The organism is Pseudoduganella ginsengisoli, assembly GCF_009720865.1.
Classification (GTDB): Bacteria; Pseudomonadota; Gammaproteobacteria; order Burkholderiales; family Burkholderiaceae_D; genus Rugamonas; species Rugamonas ginsengisoli.
This window is the reverse complement of the sequence record NZ_WNLA01000005.1, coordinates 223199-242114: the sequence shown is the minus strand read 5'-3', so window position 1 is coordinate 242114 and position 18916 is coordinate 223199. Positions and strand designations below refer to the sequence as shown.

The window sequence follows — 18916 nt, the reverse complement described above, 5'->3', positions numbered from 1 at the left end:
TTTTCTAAGTGACTAGACAGACAGCCATCACTAATTTTAAGTAGGAAATATCACGGCGAGATGACAAGCAGACTGCCCTTTCCGCCCTTATTCAGGGTTTATCGGGCATGCGCGGACCAGGTCACCGGTAGCGGTTGACGATGTCCTGGTAGCCGCCGTCGGCCCGCATGGCTTTGAGCGCCGCATTAAAACGGTCGCGCACGTCGCGGTCGGCAAAGGCGGCGGCAAACACCGTGGTGTTCGGGAAAATGTCGTGATATTCGACTTCGTCGTCGGTTTTCATGGTGGCGGCCAGCTGGCGCCGGTACCAATTGAACACGTAGCGGTCCACCACGATGACGTCGACCCGGCGCGCCCAGAATACGCGGGCTTGGGCGTCCTGGGTGCTGCTCTGGAAATAATTGTCGCGGAAACGGCCCTGCGCATCGGGCCGGTATCGCGCTGCAAACGCCGGCCCCAAGTCAGCCCAGCCGTTTTGCCAGATGATGAAACGGTACTGGTCGAGATCGGTATCGGTGGCCAGCCGGATCCGGTCCGCCTTGCGGCTGACGGCAATATTCACATACTCGACGACACCGTCCGAGTAATACACGCCGGGCTCGTCTGTGCCATGCACGGACATGACGATGTCGGCCTGGCCGCCCTTCAAGGCGGGCAGCATGCGCGATTTCGACATCACTTCGCTTTTCATGCCATAGCCAAGACGGGCCAGTAGGGCGCGCGCCATGTCCACTTCGATGCCGGCCACATTGCCGGCGGCGTCCAGGTACACGTACGGAGGCCGGTCGGTATTGAAACCTACGGTCAGGTCAGCCGCCACGGCAGCCTGGCACGCCAGCGCCACAGCAAACCAGATGAACAAGCGCGCCACCCGTGCCTCCCTGTGTTCTATATAGCAATAACTTAATGCAACGGGTTGCATCGAACAAGCATCCGGTAGCGGAAAGTGCTACGCTCGCCACACATGAAGCGTAGAAACTTATTGACCTATGCCGCCCTCAGCGCGGTCTTGGCGAAAGCGGGCGCGGCCCCGCTGGCCGCCATGCGGCTTGTCACCACGCACTTGCCGCCACTGGTGCAGGAAAACCACACCGAGCGGCCGGGGGCGCTGCAAGAACTGGTGGCGGAAATTTGCAAACGGGCGGGCCTGGCGCCGGACACGGCCTACGTCCCCTGGCGGCGCGCCCTGTTTTTAGCCACCACCATGCCGGCCACGGCAATTTATCCGTTGACCCGCGTGCCGGAACGGGAATCCCAGTTCCGCTGGCTGGCGCCCCTGTATGACGAGCACTATGTTTTTGTCGCGCCGCGCGGCAAGCGCTTCGATATCAGCCAGCCGGACAAAATGAAAGACAGGCGGATCGCCATGCTGCGCGGCGCCGCACAAATCTTGATGCTGCGCGAACTGGGCTACCACCACTTTGTCGAAGCCAAATCCATCGACGAAGTGCACCGCTTCCTGGTGGGCGGCATGGCTGATGCATCATTTGGCGAACGCAATATCATCCGCGCATCGCTGCAAAGCCGTGGTGCGGAGACGGCATTCGACACCAGCGCGCCCGTGCGCACGACGACGGCGTGGCTGGCCGGTTCGCTGGATTTCACGGCCGATGATGCGCTCCTATTTAAACGGGCAGCCGATGCGATGGCAGCCGAAGGCGTCAGCAAAAAGATACTGGCGAAATACAATCTCGAATAACGAGTTGCAATACGGGGAAATACAAAGCATGGAAAACATTCCATCGTCAAAACTGGTTGAAATCATCCGCGCACAAGTCCGGCTGGCCAGCCTGGCCCACAACCTCAGCGCCGTGATGGATGAAGCGTCCGGCGTTGCCGCGCAATTGGCGGACGCGGATGGCGCTGTCGTCGAATTATTGGAAGGCGATGAAATCGTCTACCGCTCCGCGTCCGGCATTGCCGTGGCCCAGCTGGGTTTGCGCATGCCGGTTGCCAACAGCTTGTCCGGCTATTGCCTGACCAACCGCTGCGCCGCGCTGTGCACCGACAGTGAAGTGGACGAGCGCGTCAACCGCGAAGCATGCCGCCGGGTCGGCTTGCGCTCCATGATTATCGTGCCGCTGATGGCCAATGGCGCCGCCATCGCCGTCATGAAGCTGCTGTGGCGCGAACCCCGTACATTTATCCATGCGGAACTGGAAATCGTGACGGCGCTGGCCGGCATGGCAGCGGTCCTGATGCAGCAGTCGGCCCGCGAAGGCGCCGATGTGCTGCAGCGGCGCCTGACGCAAGACACGACGACCGGTGCGGCCAACCGCTCGTATTTCTATGAACAGTTGCGGTTGAAAATCGCGGCAGCCGAGCGCAGCCGGGGCAAGCTGGCGATTGCCATGATCCGCGTCGAGGGCTTGCGCGACGCGAACATCATGGAAAATTTCGACGGCGTCCTCAAGCGCATTACACGCCGCATTGAAGGCGAGTGCCGCGAAGGCGACTTTATCGGCCGCATGGGAGCAGATGAATTCGCCATCATACTCGGCATGGCTGTACGCCAGTCCGTGGTCGACAGCCAGATCTTGCGCATTTGCCAGGCCATCGCCGATGAAGGCCACGCCACCGGCGCCGGCAACAAAGTCATCTTGCCGATCCGCGCCGGCAGTGCGATCCACCCGGAGGAAGGCGCCACAGCGGACGTCTTGATTTTCAACGCCAGCGCAGCGCTGGCCCGCGATGGCGAGCGGCAGACGCTGAAGCTGGCGGCGGCGGCGTGACGCCATAGCAGGGCTGGCGCTTGTGCACCAGCCCGCTCCACCATCAGCCATGCGGCTCCGTCTCCACCACGGCCGTCAACTCGCGCGCCTTGATCGCGCTCATCAAGCCCAGCAAGGTGCTGAAGGCATTGTTGTCGGCGCCACCCATCTGCACTTGCGGCACCAGCGGCACTTTGGCTGCTTCGAACGCCTCCGCCAGGCGCAGCATCACGGTTTGCATCAATTGCTTGTCCGCGCCCTCGCCTTGCATGGCTTCCGATTTGGCCTGGATCGCCGCCGCTTCCGCTTCACCGACGGAACGGATGGCTGAAGCGCGGCCAGAACCTTCCATCTCTTGCTTGAAGCGTTCCGCCTGCGCCAGCGCTTCGATTTCCTGGCGGCGTTTCTCTGCCGCCTTGACACTGGCCGCGCCCTGGTTTTCCTTGATGGAGATATCCACCAGCGACCCCGTCAATTCCTTTTGTTTGGCGGCGCGCTGTTCGGCTTCATTCAGTTCGCGTTCCTTGTCGGCGGCAATCTGCTTTTGCGCAAATGTTTCCACCTGTTCCCGTGCGATCTGGCGGTCGCGCAACTGGGCCATGATGTTTTCAATCTTGTTGTCGCCTTCCTGCGGCTTTGGCGTGCCTATCAAGACTTCCTGGAATTCCAGCGAATACGCCTGGAAACGCTGGCGCATGTCATCCGACGCATTGGCCTGCAATTCACTGCGCGACTGGATCAGTTCAATGAACGTCTTGGTTTGCGACACGTTCTTGAAGTACGACGACACCATGGGGTCCAAGGTCTGTTCCACCAGTTGCGCGACATTGCCGAAGCGCTGCACCACCATGGGCGCCTTGCGGTAATCAATGTGCACGACGACTGACAGCGGCAATTGCGGTTCAAACGCATCCTTGGTGATCAAGGTAATTTCGCGCAAGTTCTTGTCGAAGTTCGAGCCGCTTTCACCCGACTTCCACATCAAGACAAAGTTCGTCGTCGGCACCAGCTCGATCTTGCCCGCATACGTGTTGAAGGCGTATTTGCCTGGCATCAGCGGGTCGCGCCACACGCCACGGCAACCGCTTTCCACCAGTTCGCCATGCGTATATTCCGTGCCGGACAAGTCCGTGCCTTTATGGCCCGTGTACGACACGACCACACCCACGTAGCCGACCGGAATCACGGTCTTCTTGATGAATTCCACTGTCGCAAACAAGCGGTTGATGAAATACGTGCCTTCCACCAGCACGCGTTCCTGGCGGCCACGGCGGCCACCCGCCGCGAGGAATTTTTCAGGTTCCTGGAATGCGTTGTGCGTATCGCCCACATCCGGCGCCAGCAATTCATCTTTGACGAGGCCGGGACCATCTTGCACCGTCACGACCGCCAGTTGGTCGGAATCATGCGAGCCCGTGGTTTCCTTGATCACGACCGGCGTGAAACCGCCACGCTCATCGAGCAGCCCGCGCATTTGTTCGTAATAGACTTTTTCCTTCGCATCGAGCGACATCGAATACGTTGCTTCTTCCGTCATCACGACAAACAGCGCGGGATTAATGATGTGCGTACCTTCGCGCAAAATCATCCGCTGCGGGCCTTTCTGGCCGCCGTTGCTGAGGAAAGCGCGCACGTCACGGAAATCGGCAATGCGGGAGTTATCAGCCAGCGTTTGTCCGGCGGGCAAATCGATGCCGTCGCGCGCAAACACGTAGCCGATGGTGCCTTGCGTGACGGACACCATGGGATGGATATGGACGCGGTATTGGAACGGCGCAAAGAAGTGGAAACCGCCACGGCGGAGTTCAGGTTGCAGGCCCGCTTCGCCATGTAAGGCTAGCAAGCCACTTTGCACGGAGCCTGACGAGCTCCACAGTTTTTCAACGACGCCGATACGGTCGTTGGGAATGTACTTGACGACACCAGAGACCAGCAACAACAGCAATACAGCCAACAACACAGCAGCAATCACGACAAGACCTGCAAGCGGGCTAGACATACATACCTTTCGGTTGTGGGAAAGACTGGAAAAATGGATGCGTCACGGCGGCGCCCATGGGCGCGCGGGGATGAGCGTCGTCAGCGGCCTGGTGGCGCCGTGACAGGCAAATTCGGTGCATGGGGGATGGCATCAGCCGGTTTGCGCAAGCCAGTCGCGTGGGCAGCCTGGCGGGGCAGAAGGTGCGCTTGAAGCGCGGAGGACACAGAGTCAAACACGATTATTATTAATGCTCTTCAGCAAGATCGTGAATTCATTGTGGCACAAATTGATATAAATTAAAGATGTTGCACTGCGATTAGAGGATCGCCTCTAAAAACACAAAACCCCTGAAGCACGGGGCTTTCAGGGGTTTTATTGGCTGGTTTGCAGCGCACAAATCGCTTATGGCTTGGCAGCCATAGTCGGCGTAACGATTTCCCATTTAGAGTGCCAGGCAGAAACTTCAGCACAACGCCAACTCACTAGCATCTGTATGCTCTTTTGTCTCTGCGGCAGCGGATCGGCAAGAATCGGCTCATGATGAGCAATCCTGTTTCGAAATTTTCTCAACGAGTCCAACTCGTTGTGAATCGCCTGCCGGGCTTGCGATGGCGTATAAGCGGTAGGCAGATTGGGAAACATGTTGTGAATATTGGCATCCCACACACGGACTTGATGACGGCTGGTGAACATGTGGCACCAGAACGCAAACTTAAGTTCCGCGATAACCTTCCCGGTTGCTCCTGGTGCCATTTTGGCACGCGCCCTCAGCAGCTCATCCTTAGGCTTGAAGTTCGGACCATGGGGATTAGGAAGACTATGCTCAAATGTAGGATTCCATGGCCAGTCAGGGCCGTATGTCGCCTCAAGAGCGGAAGCTACGCCATTGCGTATAGCAACTTCGCAAATGTGAAGGGATGCAAAAAAAGCTGCGGACGTCAGCGCATGCCAACTGTATTTCTCCAGTACATCGGCTCCCGCCGAGAATCCCGCCGCTGCCTCGAAAGTCGCTATGCGCGTGACGGATAACGTCGTTGTTATCGCACTAATTTGTGCGGTCGTCAGCCCACTTGCCATGCGTCGCCGCCCCTTGCTTAATCGAGTTTGATCAATCACGTGCTATACTTTGCTCGTGAGCTTGTGGACTTGCGGGCGTGAGCCTCCCCCATAAGACAAATGATGTTACAAGACGGCCCACTTCGGTGGGCCGTTTTCATTTGCATCAATGGACATACAACAAAAAACCCGCCTTTCTGAGAGAAAAGGCGGGTTTCTGGTTAAGCCACAACAGCTTAGAACGGAATATCGTCATCCATATCCGAGAAGTTCGGCGCCGGACGGGCTGCCGGACGCGGCGCCGGTGCTGCCTGCTGTGGCTGTGGACGTGGCGCCGGACGGGATACCGGCGCATCATAGCCGCCGTCATCCATCGAATCGCCACCGCCCATGCCGCCGGAACGGCCGCCCAGCATTTGCATGTTTTCAGCGATGATGTCAGTTGCGTATTTCTCTACGCCATCTTTGTCCGTGTATTTACGGGTTTGCAGGCGGCCTTCCACGTACACCGACGAACCCTTTTTCAGGTATTGGCCGACGATTTCAGCCAGGCGGCCGAAGAACGAAATGCGGTGCCATTCGGTCTGCTCTTTTTGCTCGCCGGTGTTGCGGTCTTTCGACTTGTACGACGTCGCCACGGCGATGTTGGCAATCGCATCACCGCTGGGCATGTAGCGGATTTCCGGATCACGGCCCAGATTGCCGACGATGATGACTTTGTTGACTGATGCCATTTATAAACTCCTGGATGTTGGTCTGGGGTGCCCCAAAACCCAAGAGTTTAACTGAATTTGCCTGCCCTTAGAACAACCACGCCTTGTTAATCATCATGCATCAGGCACGCGCCGCTTGCAGCAAACGCAGCGCAATCACCACGGCACAGGCAACGGCAATACAGCCTGCCAGATACACCGCATCGATGCCCCGCTGGGCAGCCAGCGCACCGGCCAGCGGGCTGGTCAGGCCCAGCGACATATCCAGGAAAGCCACGTAGGCGCCCATGGCCGAGCCACGGCTTTGCGGCGGCGCCCGTTTGACAGCTTCCACGCCAAAACCGGGAAAAGCCAGCGAATAGCCAAAGCCGGTCAACGCCGCGCCCACATACACCAGCTGTGGCGCCGGCGCTTGCCAAATGCACAGCAGCCCCACCACTTCGACCAGCACGCACACCAGCGCGACTTGCGCGCCGCCAATCCGGTCCGGTAAATGCCCGAACAGCAGGCGCGCACCAATAAACGCCGCACCAAACGCCGGAAACACCAGCGACGGGCTGCCCCAGTCTTTCGCGGCAAACAGCAGGGAAATAAAGGCTGTGATGACGCCAAATCCCACGCTGGAAAACGCCAGCCCCAGCCCCGGCCACCACACTGCACCCAATACTTTATAGAACGGCATGCGGCGCATGGCGGCTGGCGGCACGCCCTGGCAACGGGCCAGCAACAGCAGCGCGCAAACCGGCGCCAGCATGGCGGCCCATGCGACACCCTGGAAACCATACTGTTGGTACAACGCCATCCCGGCCGGTGCACCGGCGCCGTACGCGCCATACATGGCAATGCCTACCCACGCCATGACTTTGCCCGCATTGTGCGGTCCGGCCAGGCCGACACCCCAGCTCAGCGCGCCAGTGGCAATCAAACTTTCCGCGCAGCCCAGCAAGACCCGCCCCAACAGCAGCACGGCCACGGACGCCTGCGGTTGGCCGGCGAGCGGCAGCGACGCCAGATACACCAGCGCCGACGCGATCGCCATGACGCAACCAGTCACCACGGCGCGTTTGGCGCCGCGCGTATCAGCCAAGCCGCCAGCCCAAGCCCGGCTCAGCAGCGCGGCGACAAATTGGGCGCCGGCAATCACGCCAACCACGAACGTGCTGAACCCTAGCTGGCCATGCACGTGCAGCGGCAACACCGGCAATGCCATGCCGATGGCAAGAAAACTGGCAAACACGGCCAGCACGATGGGAAATAATGTTTGCACTACATTGATGGCCTGTGGCGGCGCCGATGTAGCGAAGTCTCGGGGAGCATTCATGGGAATTCTTTCAAAGTTGGCAGTTCAAAAGCGAGCAATTGCTCACAATTAAATTGTAAAATCGCCATCCCCCTTCGAAAACTCGCATTCCGAAACCGCCATGACCGACATCCCCCGCCCCCGCAAAGCCCCGCAGCAAGCGCGTTCGCGCAACACGGTTGACGTGATTCTGGAAGCCACGGCTCGCGTTTTTGCCCAGCATGGCTATGCCGGCACCAACACGAATTTGATCGCGGAAAAAGCCGGCATCAGCGTCGGTTCGCTGTATCAATACTTCCCGCACAAGGATGCGCTGATTGCCGCCCTGCACCAGCGCCACGCCGAGCAAGTGCAGCAGGCCATCGAAACCGTGCTGGCCCAACCCGTTGAGCCGACGTTGGCGGGACATATCGGCGCCATGGTGCGCGCGCTGCTGGCTGCCCATTTACTGGAACCGGCGCTGCACAAGATGCTGGAACAGCAATTCCCGTATTTCGACGCGCCGCAGTCGGAAAACGAAACCGACCTCAGCATTTTCAAACGCGTGCGCACGCTGCTGGACGACTGGCGCGCCGACATCGTGCCGCGCGACCTGGACCTGGCCACGTGGGTGATCTTGCGCATCATGCAATCCATGGTGCACGCGGCTGTGATCGACGCGCCGCCCTTTGCCACATCCGATATCGAAGTGGCCATCATTGATGCGGTGATGGGTTACCTGAGTTACCGGCCAGCATCAACTCATTGAATTTGCTGGAACTGCGCCGCCAAATACTGGTATTATGTACAGTGCCAAGCGCCGGGTTTGATTCATCTCATGCCCGGCGCAAGTCTTTATATCCAGCTATAGTATCGGGCTGACCCGAAAGGCATACATCCCCATGGAATACATCCGCGTCCGCGGCGCTCGCACGCACAACCTGAAAAACATCAACCTCGACCTGCCCCGCAACAAGCTGATCGTGATCACCGGTTTGTCCGGTTCCGGCAAATCGTCGCTGGCGTTCGACACGCTGTATGCGGAAGGCCAGCGACGCTACGTGGAATCGCTGTCGGCTTATGCGCGCCAATTCCTGCAATTGATGGAAAAACCGGACGTGGACTTGATCGAAGGCTTGTCGCCGGCGATTTCCATTGAACAAAAGGCCACGTCGCACAATCCCCGTTCCACGGTCGGCACCGTGACGGAAATCCACGATTACCTGCGCCTGCTGTATGCGCGCGTCGGTACGCCGTATTGCCCGGACCACCCGGAAAATGCGCTGGCCGCGCAATCCGTGTCGCAAATGGTCGATGCCGTGCTGGCCATGCCGGAAGGGACCAAGCTGATGATCCTCGCGCCTGTGGTGGCCAACCGCAAGGGCGAACATGTGGACTTGTTCGAGCAAATGCAGGCGCAGGGTTTCGTGCGCTTCCGCATCCAGAGCGGCACGCATGACGCGAAGATTTATGACGCCGATGATTTGCCAAAGCTGAAGAAGACGGAAAAGCACACGATCGACGTCGTCATTGACCGCGTCAAAGTCAATGCCGACATCAAGCAGCGCCTGGCGGAAAGCTTTGAGACGGCGCTGCGCCTGGCCGATGGCCGCGCCGTCGCGTATGAAATGGATACGGCCAAGGAACACGTGTACTCGAACAAATTCGCGTGCAACGTGTGCGGCTATTCGCTGCAAGAACTGGAACCGCGTTTGTTCTCGTTCAACAACCCGATGGGCGCGTGCCCCGAGTGCGACGGCCTGGGCCACATTGAATTCTTTGACCCGAAACGCATAGTCGCGTTCCCGAACTTGTCGCTGGCGTCCGGCGCCATCAAAGGCTGGGACCGCCGCAACCAGTTTTATTTCCAGATGTTGACGGCGCTGGCTGCGTATTACGAATTCGACCTCGATACGCCCTTCGAGCAATTGCCGAAAACTGCGCGCGACGTGATCTTGCAAGGCTCCGGCAAACAATCGATTCCATTCACTTATATCAATGAACGCGGCCGCGCCGTGGTCAAGGAACATACGTTTGAAGGCGTGGTCAACAACCTGTCGCGCCGCTACCGTGAAACGGATTCCATGGCCGTCAAGGAAGAATTGGCCAAGTTCATCAACGAAAAAGAATGCCCGTCGTGCGCCGGTGCGCGCCTGCGCGTGGAAGCGCGTTTCGTCAAAGTCGGCATGGGCGACCATGAGCGCGCGATTTATGAAATTGCCCGCAAGCCGCTGCGCGATTGCCTCGATTATTTTGAAGGCTTGGAACTGTCTGGCGCGAAGAAGGAAATCGCCGACCGCGTCATCAAGGAAATCGTGTCGCGGTTGACGTTCCTGAATAACGTCGGCCTCGATTATTTGTCGCTGGACCGCAGCGCCGATACCTTATCCGGAGGCGAAGCGCAGCGTATCCGCCTGGCGTCGCAAATCGGTTCCGGCCTGACTGGCGTGATGTATGTGCTCGATGAACCATCGATCGGCTTGCACCAGCGCGACAACGACCGCCTGATCGATACCTTGAAACACTTGCGCGACATCGGCAATTCCGTGCTGGTGGTGGAACACGATGAAGATGCGATCCGCACGGCCGACTACATTGTCGACATGGGCAAAGGCGCGGGCGTGCATGGCGGCGACGTGATTGCCGCCGGTCCGCTGAAAGACATCTTGAAGAACAAGGATTCGCTGACGTCGCAATACCTGTCCGGCGCGAAGAAAATCGAAGTGCCGAAGAAGCGCCACCAGTTCGATGAAGAGCGCCAGCTGGTGATCACGGGCGCGACCGGCAACAACCTGAAAAACGTGACCTTGCAATTGCCGGTCGGCTTGATGACGTGTATCACCGGCGTGTCCGGTTCCGGCAAATCATCGCTGATCAACGATACGCTGTATCCGGCCCTGTCGCGCCACCTGTATGGTTCGCAGACGGAACCGTCGCCACATGAATCCATCAGCGGCCTGGAACACTTCGACAAAGTCATCTCGGTCGACCAGGCGCCGATCGGCCGTACGCCACGCTCGAACCCGGCGACTTATACCGGCCTGTTCACGCCGATCCGTGATTTGTTCGCCACCGTGCCGACCGCGAAAGAGCGCGGCTACAGCGCCGGGCGTTTCTCGTTCAACGTCAAAGGCGGCCGCTGCGAAGCGTGCCAGGGCGACGGCGTGATCAAGGTGGAAATGCACTTCTTGCCGGACGTCTATGTGCCGTGCGACGTGTGCCACGGCAAGCGCTACAACCGTGAAACGCTGGAAGTGCAATACAAGGGCAAAAACATCACGGAAGTGCTGGACATGACGGTGGAAGATGCGCACGAATTCTTCAAGCCCGTGCCGCTGATTGCCCGCAAATTGCAAACCCTGCTGGACGTGGGCCTGGGCTACATCAAGCTGGGGCAAAGCGCGACCACGTTATCAGGTGGTGAGGCGCAGCGCGTGAAACTGTCGCTGGAACTGTCGAAGCGCGATACGGGCCGCACCTTGTACATCCTCGATGAACCGACCACGGGCCTGCACTTCCACGATATCGACTTGCTGTTGAAAGTCATCCACCGCCTGCGCGACCAGGGCAATACGCTGGCCATCATCGAGCACAACCTCGATGTGATCAAGACGGCGGACTGGATAGTCGACCTGGGGCCGGAAGGGGGCGCCGGTGGCGGACAGATTATTGCCACCGGCTCGCCGGAAGAGGTGGCGGGCAACCCGGACAGCGTGACGGGCAGGTATCTGGTGCCGCTGCTGCCGGCGCTGGCGCCGAAGAAGAAAAAAGCGTAATGGCCGATGCCGCCGCCCTCCCCGGACGGCGGCATTTTTTTTATTGCTGCGCCGTGGCGTTGCCCTTCTCGGCCGCCACCCAGCCCTTGATCTGCGCTTCCAGCACATCCATCGGCAACGCGCCCGCGCCCAGCACCTGGTCGTGGAACTTGCGGATGTCAAAGCGCGGACCCAGTTCCTGCTTCGCATAGTCGCGCAGCGACAGGATTTTCAGCTGGCCGATCTTGTAGCCCAGCGCCTGGCCAGGCCACACGATGTAGCGGTCCGTCTCGCTCTGCACTTCGACTTCTTCAATGCCGGAATGGTCGTGGAAGAAATCTACCACTTGCTGGCGTGTCCACTTCTTGTAGTGCAAGCCCGTATCCACCACCAAACGGATCGCGCGCAGCATTTCATCCTGCAAATGGCCGTAGTAGCTATAAGGATCCTTGAAGAAGCCCAGTTCCTCACCCAGGCGTTCGGAATACAGCGCCCAGCCTTCCGCATACGCCGTGTAATTGCCCTGCTGGCGGAACATCGGCAAGCCGTCGATTTCCTGCGCGATGGAAATCTGCATGTGGTGGCCCGGCACGCCTTCATGCAAGGCCGTGGTTTCAATGCTGACGGTGGAACGCTTGGCAAAGTCGCCGGTATTGACCATCACGCGGCCCGGACGCTTGCCATCCGGCGAGCCGCCCATATACGCGGCGCCTGAAGCGCCTTTTTCGCGGAATTCCTCGACCCGTTTGATTTCCACTTTCGCCTTCGGCAAGATGCCGAATTGCTGCGGCAATTGCGCATACATCTGGTCCGTATATTTCTGGTACAGGTCGATGATTTCCTGGCGCGATTTCGGGTGCAGCGCAGGGTTGGCTTCCACTGCCTTGTTGAACGACTTCAAATCCTTGTAGCCCAGCTTTTGCGCCACTTGCAGCATTTGTCCTTCAATGCGGGCCACTTCGGACAAGCCCAGCTGGTGGATTTCTTCCGGGCTCATGTCCGTGGTGGTGGCATGCTTCGCCTTGATGCTGTAGCGCGCTTCGCCATTCGGCAGCGACCACATGCCCACATCCTTGCGGCCGTGCGGCAGGTATTGCGTCTTGACGTACGCACCCAGTTGCTTGTATGCGGGGACCACATCTTTTTGCACGGCGGCCAGGATTTCCTTCGTCAGGCGCGCTTTATCCGCCGCAGAGAAATCATTGGGGAATTTTTTCAGTGGTTCGGCAAATGGCGAGGCGGACGGTTTCATGGCCGCCACATCTTCACACTGCTTGGCGATTTTCGGAATCAGGAATTTAGGCGGCATCAAGCCATCCTTCACGCCTTTGTCCATCTGGATGCGGGTTTCCGCGAACAGCTTGGGCAACTTGTGCAGGCGGACGATATAGTCTTCGTAATCCTTGACGGTTTCAAACGGCAGCGCCGACACAATTTGCGGGATGTCCAGGTGCACGCCGGAATTTTGCGCCAGCGGCATTTCCCAGTCGCGGAACGGCATGCTTTCCACATTGTTGCGCAATTCGCGCACCATCAAATCGCGGTTCAGCTTTTCCTGCAGGGGAAAACCTGTGGTATCGATGGCTTCAAATCGCTTGAGGAAATCCAGCGTCGCCTGATTATCCGCGTCAATGGCCGCTTGCGAAAAGTCTTGCCAGCGGTCGTTGAAGCGCTTGTCTCCCAGCAGCGACGCCCATTCCGGGCTGCCGCGCATCGTGTGGTCCCACTGTTCCTTGAGCAGTGCATTGAGGGCGGCGCGGCGGCTCTCCAGGTCGGGGGCGTCGGCATGGGCAGCGCCCAGCATCAATGAAAACAGCAGTGCGCTGGCGGCGCCAAGGCGGCGGGGGATAGTCATGCAAGCCTCAAGTAAAAAGTGGTGGAGCTTGCACTGTATCGGGCAACGCGGCCTGGCGCGCGCACAATCGGATGGAGTGTTAAAACAAAGGCACGAACTGCAGATACACGCGACAGGCGGCATCAGCCCGCGGCATCGAGCGCCACGTCCGGCTTGGCGGCTTTCCACTTCGCGCCGACGGGACCACGGGCCTTGCGCGCCCAGTAGCGCCACGAAGCGCCCCGCCCCGCCAGCCACGCCTCCAATTGGCCGAAACGGTCAAAGCCCCAGAATGGTTCGCCATCGGCAATGACGAACGGCACGCCAAACACGCCCCGTTCCAGCGCCTGCTGCGTTTCCTCCTTGAACAGCGCTTTCACCTGGTCCGACAGCAGCGCAGCAGCCAGCGCCTCTTCCACCACGCCAAGTTCCGCCGCCAGCCGGCACACGGTAGCGGCATCGGCCAGCGGTGCGCGTTCGGCAAAATACGCGTGGTAGCAGCGCTTGGCGAAGCGCACGGCCAGTTCATCGCCATATTGCAGCCGGATCCACAGCATGGCGCGCCCAGGCGCCAGCAGCAATGCCGGAAACACGTCCGGCTGGCGGTACGCAATGCCATGCGAGCGCGCCGTACGGCGGATATCGTGCCGCACGTAGTCGCCCTTGATCGGCACCAGCGGCAGCGGCGTGCTGCCCGTCGCCTGCAGCATGGCCGCCATCATGACGGGACGCCAGCGCACCGTGCGCCCGTGGCGCGCCGCCAGTTCATCGATGCAGGTGGACGCAAAGTAGCCGTAGGGCGAGCCAAAGTCGAAATAAAAATCGACGGGTTCCATGATCACACCGCGCCGAAGTCGTCGTTGGAATCGGGCAGCGCTTGCAGGGCTTCGGCAAAGCGCGGGTTAATCAGCAGGAAGAAGGCGACGACGGTGACAAACAAAACCTTGGTCATGATGCACTCCTTGTTTCGCACAGGTGTGCGAAATTAGTTTAAAAAATGCCCCACCTTGGGTGAGGCAACGGTCACTCTTGGTACGTAAAGCTTTTATACGTGGAAATCAGGCGGCCATAGGCCACGGAAATGCGTTTCAGCGTGGAAGGATCGCGCATGAAACGGGCGTCATGCAGCAATCCCACGATCAGGCAGTAAATCTCGAATACCAGCTGTTCCGGATCCGTATCGGGCCGCAAGTGGCCCACTTCCACGGCTTGCAGCACGGTCTTGCGCAGCGACGCGCGCCAGCGCAGCACGCCCTGCTCGATGCGGTCGCGCAGCGGGCCGGATAAATCATCGAATTCAAACGCGCCCGCCGTGTACAGGCAGCCGGTGCGGGGCCCTGTTTCGCAGCAGCGCCGGATCCACGCCTGGATTTGCGCCGTCAGCCGGGGCAAGCCCTGCGGCAGCTTCAGCGACGGCATGAAAATATCCTGCGCAAAGCGGCGGTCATATTCATTGAGCACGGCTTCCTGCAAGGCTTCCAGCGAGCCGACACGGGAAAACACGCCGCTCTTGCTGATACCGAGGCGCTTGGAAATCTCGCCCAGCGATACCTTGCCAATGCCTTCGGCGGCCGCCATTTCATATGCGGCCTGGATGATGGCGCTGTAAGTGGCTTCGCTTTTACTGGTCAGGGTATCCATGAAGCCACTTTAGCACACCTGTGCGAAACTTGCTAGCCTTCCGTGATGGCGTGTTCCGGGCCGGTCAGCGCCGTGCTTTGCAGGAATAATGTTGACCAGCCAGGCAAATCACTGCGCTCGGCGCTCGACAGGCTGCCGTCCGGCAGCCACACATCCTGGTCGAGCGGCGTCACGGCTGTTGCGGGCGGCACGATGGGCACGGCCGACAGGCGGTTCGAACCCTGCGTATCGAGGTCGGTGATGGCGCGCACCAGTTCCGCCGCATCCATCGGCACGGCGGCCAGCGGAATGCCGAGGCGGTCGGCCAGCAACTGGTTGCGGAACGCCAGCACGTCGGCCGGACGGCCATCGACGAGGTTTTCATCGAATACGGCGGCCGCCAGCGATGTATCCCAGCTCAAACCGCGGCGCGACAAATGCGTACTGCCTGTCAATGCATAGGCATCATCCACCACCACCGACGTGCTGGCGATGCGCAGCGCGCGGCCCGCGCCCACGCCCGGAGAAAACACGGCGAAGCGGGACCCGGCCGCCGTGCGCGCGGCCGTGATGGCGTCCAGCAGCGACTGGTCGCGCACTTCGCGCAAACGCTGCGGCGTACCCGGCGCCGGCAGGCTGGACACGCACAGCACGACGCGCAAGCCACGGCGCGCCGCCATGCGCGCCAGCAGCACTTGCCACAGGCTGACATTTTCCGCCGCCGCGGCAGCCGGATTGCCATCGGCGCAGCGCAGCACCAGGTTGTCGAGTTCCGGCGTCTCAATGTAAATCAAGTCTTCCGCGCGGTTGATGGCGGCCACCAGCGAATACAAGGCTTCACGCGAACCAAACACGCTGCTCTGGATGCGCCGGTCCAGCGCACGGCACGCGGCCAGTGCATTGGTGGCGGGCGGATTCTGGTTGCTCAGCCACGTGCCCAGCTGGCCCGGCGCGGGGCCGCCGCCGGGAATACCAGCCGGTACAGGGATATTGTTATTGAGCCACACATAAAACGTGTCCAGCACGTTGGTCAAGGTCGGGTAATAGCCATTGCTGTTGATGGCCTGGCACACCAGCGGCAAGCCTTCCACGCCCATGGCGCTGGTGCGCAGCACGGCCACCACGGGGCTGGGCGCGGCCACGGCGGCAGCGGGCGGCAATAACGTCATCGACGCTTCCGCTACCAGCGCCACTTCCGACTGCATCAGCAAGCCGCGCAAGGTGGGATCGGCCACGCCCCGGAACGCGGCAATGCCCAGGCCCGCCGTGCGCTCGCGCACATATTCACCTGCCGCGATGGCCGCGCCGCCCGACAGCACGGCGCCCGTGCCATGCACTTCGATCGACGCCGGCACGCCGGGATAGCCGAGGAAGTGATTGGTGGCCGGTTCCAGCGCCCACGGCACGGGTGGCGATGCGCCAATCACAGCCGCCTGCGCCGCCGCGCCCAGCGATGCACCCACCACCTCGTTACGGTTCATCAAGCCCAGCGGCAGCGACGCGGAACCCGCTTCGGCCGCGCCGCGTCCCAGCAAATGCACGCCATTGCCGGCCAGGGCCAGCACGCCGCCGCCCGGACCATTCTGGCCCGGCGGCAAATCGCCCGGCTGTGCACCGGGTGCGGGAACGCTGGGATGCGCCCGGGGCAGCGGCCGGCCTACGCTGTCGGCGCGGTCCGCCGTGGAACCAAAGGCAGGATCGGTCAGCGACAGCAGCGCGGTCGGGTTGGCCGTCAAATAATTGGCCAAGGTGCCGACCAGGCTGGCCGCCGCAATGGTATTGCGGTCCACGAGCATCGCCGGGGCGCCCGTCTGCACTACATGGGCGCCGGCGGGAATACTGCCCGGCGCCAATGGCGGCGCGGCGCCCACCAGCCCTGTTTCACATACGACCCAGCTGCCCGCCAATGCGTTGGCCGCCACCGGCGCGCCAGCCAGCGCCGCCGGCCGGTTAAAGGGCAGCGCCGCATAACGGCGCGTCAAGACTCCGCCGCCTGCGCGGGGAATCACGGCTTGCACGTCGAAGCGCATCTGGCCGACCGGATTGGAAAGCCCATTGGGCAGCGCCAGCACGGCAAACGCCGTGCCGTTCAAGCCCACGACAGCCGAGCCGCCGGACAGCCTGAAATGGTTGCCGGTGGCGAGGTCAAAACCCAGCGGCCACGCGCGCACATTGGCGCCTGCGCAGGCAGGGCCGAAGTTCGCTTCCAGCAGCACCAGTTGGCGGTCCGCCGGCACGCCGCCATCGCCCTGCAGCGGCAGCACGCGGTACTGGCCCACGGCCAGCGCGGCAGGCGGTGTATTGGCGGCATCGGCCAGCGCGCCGGGGAAGGGACTTGCGGCGGCGGGAACTGGCGGCACCAGCCCTGCGGGGGCGGACGGCGCGCCCCACCCGGTATCGGTGACGCCCAGCACCATGCGGGCCGGATTGGCAGGGGCATTGGGCAAGGCCAGCATGGCGGCCGCCACGGCGCCGCTGGTGGCGCGCAAAACCGGTCCCGCCGATGGCGCCACCGTGATGCGCGTACTGGGGCGGTTCTGGTCCATTTCGCGCCGCAGCTGGCCCGGCTTCAACGCGGCCGCATCGGGGAAGGCGGGATTGGCCGCGGCCATATCGCTGCGGCGGCGCCGGTAGCCGACCAAAAACGCTTCTTCATCGACCACGGCCACGCGCACGAAATCGCGCGTGAGATTCGTGTGCAGCGGCCCGGCCGGCCACAGCGTGACGCCTGCCGCCGCGGGCGCCGTGTACGGGCCGCCCGGCAGCACGGCGATGCGCGCCAGCGGCGCATTGTCGGCGGGCGGGTTGTATGGCACGTTGGGCGAACCGGCCGGCGGCGCGGGCACGGACACCGTGGGCGCGGCCGTGAAATTCAACACGATATTGCCGCCCGCGCCGCCGCCGGCCAGGCTGGTGGCGGGATTGGGAATTGCCGCACCACCCACCGACAACGTCAGGCGCTGCACATTGTTGGTATCGGCCGTATCGCCATCGACGGACAGGAACGGTGCGCCCAGCACGCCCTCGTGCGGATTGACCAGGTGCGCCGTCAGCCCCGGCGCGAAATTTGCCACCTGCGGCAAACTGGCCGGTGCGCCCGCTGCCGGTACGGGCGCCAGCACAGCGCCCGGCGTGGCCATGTTGGCAAGCTGGATATTCGGCGCCAGCAGCTGGAAAGTCCCATTGCCGGGCGCCGTCTCGCCGATGCCATAGTTGAGCAGCCACGACCACCAGCATGCGACGGCGCCCGGATCGATGGGACGGCCGCGCCGGTCGAAGCACCACAAATCCACTTGCGCCGTCATGTTGGCGACCAGCGTGTCAGGCGACTGGCCGCCGGGACGGCGCAAATGCGTCATCGGCAGCGCCATGTTGCCCGTGACGTTGGCGCCATCGGACGTCACCAGCCCCACGCAATTCATGCGTTCAAACACATTGTCGCCATCGAGCGCGCCATTGAACATGGCGTCGATAAAACCGGTGGTCACGCCCGCATTCGGGAACACCATCATAAAGCTGCGCACTTGCGGGCGCGATGGCACGCCAGCCACGGGCGCGGCCGCGCCCAATGCGGCGGCAGTCGGCGGCGGCAACAGCGCCAGGCACTGGTGCAGCCGCTGTTCCACTTCCGGCAGCAGGCGGAACCACGCCACCAGACGGGTCTGCCCTGCATAAATGCCATTGGCGGCAAACGGGTTGTTGCCATCGATGTTGCGCAAGGTGTCCAGCGCGGGCGGCACGGCATTGTTTTGCACGTAATACAGGCTCAGGTTGCCCGTGGCGGGCGGCAGCCAGTTCGTATTGTTCAGCGCCACCGGCACATGCAGCTGGCTCGGCTGATTGGCGGGCCCCGGCAGCGCGGGCAGCATCGGCATGGCGTTGCCGCCCGTGAACCAAGGGCCCAGCACAGGCGCCATGATGCCCAAGGTATTGACGGGCGGCTGGTACAGAGTCGTCATGCGCGTCT

13 protein-coding genes are annotated in these 18916 nt (G+C 61.4%); 4 read left to right on the top strand and 9 right to left on the bottom strand.

Translation table 11 applies throughout. The features are described from left to right. Window positions 1-121: 121 nt before the first annotated feature. Window positions 122-871: a substrate-binding periplasmic protein gene (locus tag GM668_RS11100; protein ID WP_170305595.1), complete on the bottom strand. Its 750-nt coding sequence runs from the start codon at window positions 869-871 to the stop codon at window positions 122-124. A gap of 93 nt (window positions 872-964) precedes the next feature. Between GM668_RS11100 and GM668_RS11095 the strand changes: the two genes are divergently transcribed. After that, complete coding sequence (locus GM668_RS11095) at window positions 965-1699, top strand: substrate-binding periplasmic protein (protein ID WP_155439010.1); 735 nt, start codon at window positions 965-967, stop codon at window positions 1697-1699. 28 nt (window positions 1700-1727) lie between these two features. After that, window positions 1728-2732 carry a sensor domain-containing diguanylate cyclase gene (locus GM668_RS11090; RefSeq protein ID WP_170305594.1) on the top strand — a complete coding sequence of 335 codons (1005 nt, stop codon included), beginning with the start codon at window positions 1728-1730 and terminating at the stop codon, window positions 2730-2732. Between the two features lie 43 nt (window positions 2733-2775). Here the strand turns inward: GM668_RS11090 and GM668_RS11085 are convergent, their stop codons facing one another. The 4 genes from GM668_RS11085 to GM668_RS11070 form a co-directional block, all read right to left on the bottom strand. Further along, window positions 2776-4710 carry an SPFH domain-containing protein gene (locus GM668_RS11085; protein ID WP_155439008.1) on the bottom strand — a complete coding sequence of 645 codons (1935 nt, stop codon included), beginning with the start codon at window positions 4708-4710 and terminating at the stop codon, window positions 2776-2778. A 384-nt stretch (window positions 4711-5094) separates the two neighbouring features. Then, window positions 5095-5769, bottom strand: coding sequence for a hypothetical protein (locus GM668_RS11080; protein ID WP_155439007.1), 675 nt, complete (start codon window positions 5767-5769; stop codon window positions 5095-5097). Window positions 5770-5984: 215 nt separating this feature from the next. Further along, window positions 5985-6482: a single-stranded DNA-binding protein gene (gene ssb / locus GM668_RS11075; protein WP_155439006.1), complete on the bottom strand. Its 498-nt coding sequence runs from the start codon at window positions 6480-6482 to the stop codon at window positions 5985-5987. A 100-nt stretch (window positions 6483-6582) separates the two neighbouring features. After that, window positions 6583-7782: an arabinose transporter gene (locus GM668_RS11070; RefSeq protein ID WP_155439005.1), complete on the bottom strand. Its 1200-nt coding sequence runs from the start codon at window positions 7780-7782 to the stop codon at window positions 6583-6585. Between the two features lie 100 nt (window positions 7783-7882). Here GM668_RS11070 and GM668_RS11065 point away from each other — a divergent pair, with 100 nt between their 5' ends. Continuing rightward, window positions 7883-8509 (top strand): TetR/AcrR family transcriptional regulator, encoded by a 627-nt coding sequence (locus GM668_RS11065; protein ID WP_155439004.1) that lies wholly within the window; start codon window positions 7883-7885, stop codon window positions 8507-8509. 133 nt (window positions 8510-8642) lie between these two features. Then, window positions 8643-11516 carry an excinuclease ABC subunit UvrA gene (gene uvrA / locus GM668_RS11060; protein WP_155439003.1) on the top strand — a complete coding sequence of 958 codons (2874 nt, stop codon included), beginning with the start codon at window positions 8643-8645 and terminating at the stop codon, window positions 11514-11516. A gap of 40 nt (window positions 11517-11556) precedes the next feature. Here uvrA and GM668_RS11055 read toward each other — a convergent pair whose 3' ends face one another. From GM668_RS11055 to GM668_RS11040, 4 genes are all read right to left on the bottom strand, one after another. Further along, window positions 11557-13350 carry a DUF885 domain-containing protein gene (locus tag GM668_RS11055; RefSeq protein WP_155439002.1) on the bottom strand — a complete coding sequence of 598 codons (1794 nt, stop codon included), beginning with the start codon at window positions 13348-13350 and terminating at the stop codon, window positions 11557-11559. A 122-nt stretch (window positions 13351-13472) separates the two neighbouring features. Continuing rightward, window positions 13473-14165, bottom strand: a complete 693-nt coding sequence (locus tag GM668_RS11050; RefSeq protein WP_155439001.1) for a 2-hydroxychromene-2-carboxylate isomerase — start codon at window positions 14163-14165, stop codon at window positions 13473-13475. Between the two features lie 187 nt (window positions 14166-14352). Next, window positions 14353-14970, bottom strand: coding sequence for a TetR/AcrR family transcriptional regulator (locus GM668_RS11045; protein ID WP_155439000.1), 618 nt, complete (start codon window positions 14968-14970; stop codon window positions 14353-14355). Between the two features lie 32 nt (window positions 14971-15002). After that, on the bottom strand, window positions 15003-18908 hold the full coding sequence (locus GM668_RS11040) for a phospholipase D-like domain-containing protein (protein WP_155438999.1): 3906 nt from the start codon (window positions 18906-18908) through the stop codon (window positions 15003-15005). Between the last annotated feature and the right edge of the window lie 8 nt (window positions 18909-18916).

Bases quoted from the DNA above. Each gene is read 5' to 3' on its own strand.
- GM668_RS11095 (WP_155439010.1), top strand. From the start codon at position 965: ATGAAGCGTAGAAACTTATTGACCTATGCCGCCCTCAGCGCGGTCTTG.
- GM668_RS11090 (WP_170305594.1), top strand. From the start codon at position 1,728: ATGGAAAACATTCCATCGTCAAAACTGGTTGAAATCATCCGCGCACAA.
- GM668_RS11085 (WP_155439008.1), bottom strand. From the start codon at position 4,710: ATGTCTAGCCCGCTTGCAGGTCTTGTCGTGATTGCTGCTGTGTTGTTG.
- GM668_RS11080 (WP_155439007.1), bottom strand. From the start codon at position 5,769: ATGGCAAGTGGGCTGACGACCGCACAAATTAGTGCGATAACAACGACG.
- ssb (WP_155439006.1), bottom strand. From the start codon at position 6,482: ATGGCATCAGTCAACAAAGTCATCATCGTCGGCAATCTGGGCCGTGAT.
- GM668_RS11070 (WP_155439005.1), bottom strand. From the start codon at position 7,782: ATGAATGCTCCCCGAGACTTCGCTACATCGGCGCCGCCACAGGCCATC.
- GM668_RS11065 (WP_155439004.1), top strand. From the start codon at position 7,883: ATGACCGACATCCCCCGCCCCCGCAAAGCCCCGCAGCAAGCGCGTTCG.
- uvrA (WP_155439003.1), top strand. From the start codon at position 8,643: ATGGAATACATCCGCGTCCGCGGCGCTCGCACGCACAACCTGAAAAAC.
- GM668_RS11055 (WP_155439002.1), bottom strand. From the start codon at position 13,350: ATGACTATCCCCCGCCGCCTTGGCGCCGCCAGCGCACTGCTGTTTTCA.
- GM668_RS11050 (WP_155439001.1), bottom strand. From the start codon at position 14,165: ATGGAACCCGTCGATTTTTATTTCGACTTTGGCTCGCCCTACGGCTAC.
- GM668_RS11045 (WP_155439000.1), bottom strand. From the start codon at position 14,970: ATGGATACCCTGACCAGTAAAAGCGAAGCCACTTACAGCGCCATCATC.
- GM668_RS11040 (WP_155438999.1), bottom strand. From the start codon at position 18,908: ATGACGACTCTGTACCAGCCGCCCGTCAATACCTTGGGCATCATGGCG.